Below are 6,941 nucleotides of genomic sequence, written 5' to 3'. Positions count from 1 at the left end.
ACGCTCCGCCAGACCGGGTCGGCGTCAGCGCCGCCGACGCCAACGTGATACCGTGCCGCCCGGCTGGGTGATCGATGACATAGGAGGGCGGATGATGCTCACGCGGATCGTCAAGAGTGCAGCCGCCGGGTCCGCCGCAGCCGTCCTTCTTCTGGGTGCCACCACCGTCTCGTCCGCCTCCGTCGGCGCGCCGCCCCTGGCCCCGCAGCCGCCCGCCCCCGATCCGGTTCTGCCCGTCCCAGCACCGCTGCCCGCCGCCCATCCGAGCCGGGTCGTCCCCGCAGCGCCGCCACCGGAGGGGGCCGCGACCGCCAGCGGGCTGCGCATCACTCGGCTCGGCATCTGCGTCAGCTGCACCAACGCCACTGCCGGGCCGGCCGACGGCGGATCGGGTGCAACCGCGTTGCAGGTGCTGGGGAATGACCTGGCCGGTGGCTCCAGCTCCGGCCTGGGCAGTCAGAGCGGTGCCCTGGTCGCCGTGCCCGCCAATCCCATCCTCACCCTCGCTCTCGCCGAGTGGATCGCGGAGACGCGTGCGAACGGCTCGCACGCCAAGACCGCTCTCATCGACCTGGTCATCCTCCCCCACGGCCATGAGAGCGGAGGGACCGCCACGGTGTGCGTGGTCGACACCGAGAGCCAGGACACGACCCAGAAGACCGACGACACCAGCAAGAGCACCGACGCGAAGGACGAGCACCATGGCCGGAGCTCCGGCGACGCCGCCAGGGCGGATGCCGGTGACGGCGCGATGATGGTCGCCGTCGCCCACTCCGACGCGTCGAGCGACGGCATGGGCAAGGCCTACGTGGCCGGTGTGGGAAAGCAGGAGCTGGTCAGCTCCCAGCAGTCGGGCGAAGCGATCCCGGTGAAGGTCGCTGGTGTGGACGTGATCGCGGTTCATCACGACCCGAGCGACGTTCCCAACACCCAGAGCTCGGTGGTTCAGGCCGACGACACCGCGGCCCAGCCCGAGAAGCCGGCCCCGATCGCCGGTGCCGTGACCGCGTCGGCCGCCTCGATCCGGACCCCGGCGACCACACCGGTGACCTCGGCAGGCCAGCCGCCCGCGACCGGCGCCGGCGGAAGCATCCGGGGTGTCGGCATCCCCAGCACCGGGTCGGCCCTGGCTGCCGCCGGTGTGCCGCTGCTCCTGGCCGGCGCCCTGCTCGCCGCGCTGTCGCTGCGGCGCCGTCGCGCCTGAGAATCCGATCGCCGGCTGTCCGGCGGCCGGCGGCGCCCGCCTGATGGTCGCGCCCGATGATGCCCGCCCGCGCGAGGCTCGTCACACTCCCGTCTTTCGTGGCAGGAGGGGAGCCGGTATGCTCGACCGGCGGTTCCCTGCCGGCCAGAGCCGGGCCCCCCTGGTCAGCAGCGGACCGCGACACGGCGACTATCATCGAGCGGATGTGGGCGAGTTCGCGGACTAGCTGAGGTGCGCCGGTGAAGGCGGTGGTCATGGCGGGCGGGGAGGGATCGCGGCTGCGTCCCCTCACCAGCCGCCGGCCGAAGCCGCTGGTCCCGGTCGCCGGGCGGCCGATCATGGAGCACATCCTCACCCTGCTCCGCGACCACGGCATCACCGAGGTGGTGGTCACGCTCCAGTACCTCGGCTCGGAGATCCGCAACTACTTCGGCGACGGCTCCGACGTGGGGCTCGACATCCACTACGTGGTCGAGGACCACCCGTTGGGCACGGCGGGCAGCGTCCGGAACGCCGCCGAGCTGCTCGACGACACCTTCCTCGTGATCAGCGGCGACGCCCTCACCGACATCGACCTCAGCTGGGTGATCGCCCAGCACCGCGAGAAGCAGGCGATGGCCACCATCGTCCTCCACGGGGTGCCCAACCCGCTGGAGTACGGGGTGGTGATCACCGAGCCGGACGGGGCGGTGCGGCGGTTCCTGGAGAAGCCGTCCTGGGGCGAGGTCTTCAGCGATCAGGCCAACACCGGCATCTACGTGATCGAGCCGAGGGTGCTCGACTACATCAAGCCGGGGATGGCCTACGACTGGTCGCAGGACGTCTTCCCCACGATGCTGCGCAAACGCGACCCGCTCTTCGGGGTGGTGCCGGACGGCTACTGGTGCGACGTCGGCAACATCCAGTCCTACCTGCAGGCCAACTGGGACGCGCTCGAGGGCCGGGTGCGCTGCCAGGTCTCCGGCCGCCGCGACGGCCAGGTCTGGGTCGGCGAGGGGGTCGAGTTCGGCCTCCACGTGCGCATTGACGGCCCCGTCTACATCGGCAGCGACGCCAAGATCAAGGCGGGCGCCTTCATCAACGGCCCGGTGGTCATCGACAAGTACACGGTGATCGACGACAACGCCAAGGTGAGCAACAGCGTGCTCTGGCAGCACAGCTACGTCGGTGAGAACTGCCGGCTGCGCCAGAGCATCATCGGCCGCAACGTCACCATCAAGAACAACTGCCTGCTCGAGGAGAACACCGTCGTCGGCGACGACTGCGTGATCGGCGAGGGCAGCCGCATCGACGCCGGCGTGAAGCTCTGGCCCAACAAGGAGATCCAGACCGGCTCGCGGGTCAACGAGTCGATCATCTGGGCGGGTGAGTGGCGGCCGGGGCTCTTCTCCGCGGTCGGCCTGACCGGCCTGATCAACGTCGAGCTCACCCCGGAGTACTGCGCCCGGCTGGGCGCCGCCTTCGCCGCCACCCATCCCAAGGGCGCGACCATCGCGGTCACCCGCGACTGCGCGCGCTCCTCACGGATGATCAAGCGGGCGCTGATCGCGGGCATCGTCAGCGCCGGCGGCCGGGTGCTCGACCGCAGCGAGCTGCCCGTCCCGGTGACCCAGTACGCCTGCCGGCTGTCCGGCTGCGCCGCCGGGGTGCACGTGCTCGCCTCGCCGCTCGACCAGCGCAGCGCCGACATCCGGTTCTTCGACGCCAACGGCCTGCCCATCGACAAGCGCGCCGAGCGCAGGGTGGAGAACCTCTTCTTCCGTGAGGACATCCGCCGGGTCGGGTTCTACGAGATGGGCGACATCGAGTACGCCTCGCCACGCCCCGCCTACGTCGACCACGTGCTCGCCGGGGTCGACGTCGAGGCGATCCGCGCCGCAGAGCTGCGGGTGATCGTCGACTACGACTACAGCGCCGCCTCGCTGGTGCTGCCCGACATCCTCAACCAGCTGGGCATCACCACCGTGCCGCTGCACGCGGGCTTCAGCGAGGACTACCGGCCCCGACCCGTCGGCCAGCTCGACTCCATGCTCGAGGAGCTCGGCGGGATCACCAGGACGCTCGGTGCCGACTTCGGCTGCGCGCTCAGCGCCACCGGGGAGCGCCTCCTCCTCGTCGACGAGAACGGCGGGGTGCTCAGCAGCCACGAGGCGCTGGGAGTGCTGACCGTGTACGCCCTCGACGACCGCCGCGGCGAGATCGTCGCACCGGCCTCGGCCCCGCAGTGGCTGACCAGCCTGGCCGAGCGCCACGGCGGCTGCTTCCGGCCCGCCAAGGGCGACGCCTCGACCCTGCTGCGCGCCGCCGTCAACGAGGGGACGGCGCTCGCCTCGGACGGTCGCGGCGGGTTCGGGTGGCCCCACCAGGGCGCGTTCGACGCCATGTACACGCTGGTCAAGCTGCTGGAGCTCCGCGCCCGCAGCGGCCGTCCGCTCAGCTCGGTGCGCGCCGAGGTGCCCCACTGGGCGCACCTCCAGTCCCAGGAGTTCTGTCCCTGGGAGGCCAAGGGGCGGGTGATGCGCATCCTCCTCGAGCAGCACCGGGACGAGCCGGTCGACCTCACCGACGGCATCAAGGTGTTCGTCGAGGGCGGCTATGTGCTCATGCTCCCCGACGCCGACCGGCCCTGCTACCACGTGATCGCCAGCGTCGAGGACGAGGCCCACGCGCGCACCCTGCTCGAGGACTACTCCGCCCGGGTGCGCGCCGCCCAGCAGGCGAGCAGCGCAGGGCGCCCGGGCTCGGGCGCGTCGGTGCTGGAGAAGGGCGCTAGTCCGGCGGCCCCAGGTTGAAGCCGCCCCGCCCGTAGCTGACCGTCGCCGGACCCCCGGCGCCGTCGTCGGCCCAGGCGAGGTTGGCGATGCCGTCCGGACCCACCGCGACCTGGAAGAAGTCGCCGAGCTCGCGTCCCTCGGAGCAGTTGAGCCCGCTCTCGCAGAGGACCCCCTTGTGGATCACGTGGTTGCTCACCTGGAACAGGGTGTAGGTGGGGGTGGCGGCGGTGGCGTTGCGGCTCTCGGCCGCGTACACCTTCCAGAGGTTCGCCTTCGACGCGGGATCGGTGGTGGTGGCGCCGAACCAGGAGACCACCACCCCTCCGGGTCCGCCGGCGCTGATCCACGGGAATGCCGCCGCGCCGGCCGGGCTGTTGACCCGGGTCGGGGCGCTCCAGTGGGCCCCCTGGTCGGTGCTGGAGAAGACCAGCAGGTTGGCGTTGTCGCTGACCGCGGCGTAGAGGTTCCCCGCCCGGTCGATCGCCGCCGAGGGGAAGATCGAGGCGTAGTTCGCCTTGGGACCGCCGGTGAAGATGGTGCGCTGGGTCCAGGTGCTGCCGCCGTTGGTGCTGACCGCCATCTTCACCACGTTGAGCCTGCCCTGGCCGCCGATCGGGGTGCCGTCGGAGGCGTTGGGGGCGGCGGCGGTGACGTAGACCTGGTAGAGGAGGCCGGGATGGTGCCGGTCGGCGATCAGGTTGCCGAGCTGGTTGTCCTGGGTGGCGGGGTCGGTGGGGCTGAGCACCATGCCGGCGGGCAGGTAGACGAGGCCGTCGCTCGACCGCTCCACCTGGATGTTGCCGGTGAGCACGTCGTGGAAGGACATGTAGACGGTGCTGCCGTCGGTGGTCTGCCACTCCCGGTCGTCGACGGGGATGACCCCGCCCAGCGGCTGCCGGGTCATCGTCTGGCCGCGGTCGGTCGAGCGGCCGACGTGGATCGAGCCGAGGTAGAGGCTGCTGAAGGCGACGGTGCCGTTGGCGGTGATGGCGAGGTCCATGTCGCCGCCGCCGAGGGCGACGCAGCAGGCGTTGCCGGGGGGGAGCAGGCTGTCCGGCGAGCTGAGATGGGTGACCGGACCGGTGCCGCGGTCGATCCGCCAGAGGTCGATCCCCGAGGGCAGCCCGCGGATGGCCCCGACATAGACGGTGCCGTCGGGCGCCACCTTCAGCGAGGGCTCGCCGTCGGCGCCCTTGTACTGGGGGTTGGCAAGGCTGGTGTTGGTGAAGTCGGTCGGGGGGGCGCTCGGCGGGGGTGGCGCGCCCACCCCGGCGGCGCTGGCGGCGCCCGCGGTGACCAGTACCGCCGTCAGCGCGAGGCCGAGGCCCAGCCGCCGGCCCAGGGGTCGCACCACCATCGGAACCGCCTCCGTGGATGCTCGGCCACCGCCGATCATGCCCGCCGCGCGCTGCACCGCGCGACCCCCGCCGGCTCGGAATCCGCGACCGGGAACCAGGGGTGTGTCATTTTTGCATGGGCGCCCCATCACCGGCTTCCGCCGAACTGACGAAGCGGTCGGACTCCGGGAGAGGCGGGCCTCTCCGGGGGCGACGGTACCGGCTCCCGGCGCACGTTGAACAGGTGTCGGACGGGTACGCCCACCGGCACCCCGGGGTGATGGCGGAACCCCGGTTCACATGCAGCTCCGACAGGGCTCCCGGGGCGACGGCGACGCACCTCGCGCCCGCCGCCCGGGGAGCCCGCGAGCGGGGTCCCGCCATCCACCCGCATCGGTGGGTCGCCAAGCGCCGTCGCCGACGCCGAGAATGGCGCCGAATGTCGGAGGAGGCGGAGGTCCAGGCCGTGGAGGCGATCAACCCGGCGGTGCGGCGGATGCGGCGCGAGGCGACGGACGACCCCGAGGGCTTCTGGGCGCGTGCCGCGGGCGAGCTGCCCTGGTTCCGCGGCTGGGACACGGTCCTCGACTGGAGACCGCCCACCTTCGAGTGGTTCGTGGGCGCCCAGACCAACCTCTCCTACAACTGCCTCGACCGCCACGTCGCCGCCGGCTGGGGCGGCCACGCCGCGCAGATCTACGAGACCGAGCGCGGCGAGCAGCGCACCCTCACCTACGCCCAGCTGCTCGAGCAGGTGAAGCGCACCGCCGCGGCGCTGCGCGGCCTGGGGGTGCGCCGTGGCGATCGGGTCGCGGTGTACATGCCGACCACCCCGGAGGCGATCACGGTGATGCTCGCCTGCAGCCGGATCGGCGCCATCCACCTCGTGGTCTTCGCCGGCTTCGGCAGCGGCGCCCTCGCCGAGCGGGTGCGGCTCGCCGGCGCCAGGGTGGTGATCGCCGCCGACATCACCTATCGCAAGGGCAAGGACGTGCCCCTCAAGGGCATCGTCGACGACGCCGTCGCCCAGGCCGGCGGGGTCGTCGAGAAGGTGGTGGTGTTCCGCCGCGGCGCCGAGGCGGTGCCGATGACCGAGGGCCGCGACATCTCGTGGGACGACTTCCTCGCCCTCGCCGATGGGCAGGACACCGGTCACGAGGTGATGGAGTCGAGCGATCCCGCCTTCATCCTCGCCACCTCGGGGACCACCGCCAGGCCGAAGCTCGCCGTCCACACCCACGGCGCCTACCAGGTGATGGTCCACAGCATGGGCCGCTGGATGTTCGCGCTCAAGCCCACCGACGTCTGGTGGTCGACCTCCGACATCGGCTGGGTGGTGGGCCACAGCTACATCGTCTACGCGCCGCTGCTCGCGGGCTGCACCACGATCGCGTACGAGGGCGCCCTCGACCATCCCGGCTCCGACACCTTCTACCGGATCGTCGCCGCCAACCACGTGAGCGGGGTGTTCACCTCGCCGACCGCGGTGCGCATGCTCATGAAGTACGGCACCGAGCCCGCCCGCGGCCACGACCTCGGCTCGCTGGAGCGGGTCTTCTGCGCCGGCGAGGTGCTCAACCCCCCGGCGTGGGAGTGGCTGCAGCGGGAGGTGCTCCGCAACGAGGT

4 protein-coding genes are annotated in these 6,941 nt (G+C 71.9%); 3 read left to right on the top strand and 1 reads right to left on the bottom strand.

All coding sequences use genetic code 11. The features are described 5' to 3' along the window. Window positions 1–94: 94 nt before the first annotated feature. Entirely contained in the window at window positions 95–1,204 is a 1,110-nt protein-coding gene (locus tag VGL20_22210; GenBank protein HEY2706407.1) for a hypothetical protein, read from the top strand. A 239-nt stretch (window positions 1,205–1,443) separates the two neighbouring features. Further along, on the top strand, window positions 1,444–3,996 hold the full coding sequence (locus VGL20_22205) for a sugar phosphate nucleotidyltransferase (GenBank protein HEY2706406.1): 2,553 nt from the start codon (window positions 1,444–1,446) through the stop codon (window positions 3,994–3,996). On the opposite strand, the gene VGL20_22200 is transcribed toward VGL20_22205, so the two are convergent. Beyond that, window positions 3,974–5,335 (bottom strand): sialidase family protein, encoded by a 1,362-nt coding sequence (locus tag VGL20_22200; GenBank protein ID HEY2706405.1) that lies wholly within the window; start codon window positions 5,333–5,335, stop codon window positions 3,974–3,976. The genes VGL20_22205 and VGL20_22200 overlap by 23 nt on opposite strands. 419 nt (window positions 5,336–5,754) lie before the next feature. Here VGL20_22200 and VGL20_22195 point away from each other — a divergent pair. Next, on the top strand, window positions 5,755–6,941 hold a 1,187-nt coding region (locus VGL20_22195; GenBank protein ID HEY2706404.1), incomplete at its 3' end, for an AMP-binding protein.

It is taken from the genome of Candidatus Dormiibacterota bacterium (genome assembly GCA_036495095.1).
Taxonomy (GTDB): domain Bacteria; phylum Chloroflexota; class Dormibacteria; order Aeolococcales; family Aeolococcaceae; genus CF-96.
Note: the sequence above shows the minus strand (reverse complement) of the source record. Positions and strands in the feature narration are given on the sequence as shown.